This window comes from Paraclostridium dentum, from assembly GCF_012922555.1.
Classification (GTDB): domain Bacteria; phylum Bacillota; class Clostridia; order Peptostreptococcales; family Peptostreptococcaceae; genus Paraclostridium; species Paraclostridium dentum.
On record NZ_WIPK01000122.1, the window covers coordinates 1 to 463 of the forward strand.

The window sequence follows — 463 nt, forward strand, 5'->3', positions numbered from 1 at the left end:
CCATATTTCATTGATCAGGTTCAGAACCTGCACAGAAATACACACTACCGGTACAGATCTCACCCTCTCTCCAATACTCGTACATCCATCCACGCGGTCCACACGAATACGTACATCTATACGGTACACGTACGTACATCTACTGCACCGCGTACACACACGCACACTCTCCTGCAGAGACGCGCATCGTCGTCAACCTAGCTAGCTTAGCTGAAGGCGATGCGTCGCCATGGCAGCACGGCGGCGGCGGCGCTCACTTGCCGGGGACGAAGTTGGTGGCGTACGCCCAGGCGTTGTTGTTGACGGGGTCGGCGAGGTGGTCGGCGAGGTTCTCGAGGGGGCCCTTGCCGGTGACGATGGCCTGGACGAAGAAGCCGAACATGGAGAACATGGCGAGGCGGCCGTTCTTGATCTCCTTCACCTTGAGCTCCGCGAAGGTGTCAGGGTCGTCGGCGAGGCCGAG

1 protein-coding gene is annotated in these 463 nt (G+C 59.2%); it reads right to left on the bottom strand.

All coding sequences use genetic code 11. The annotated features are described in order from the left end of the window. Positions 1–253: 253 nt before the first annotated feature. Positions 254–463, bottom strand: a 210-nt coding sequence (locus GFJ41_RS21110; RefSeq protein WP_170076020.1) for a chlorophyll a/b-binding protein, incomplete at its 5' end; no start/stop codon positions are given.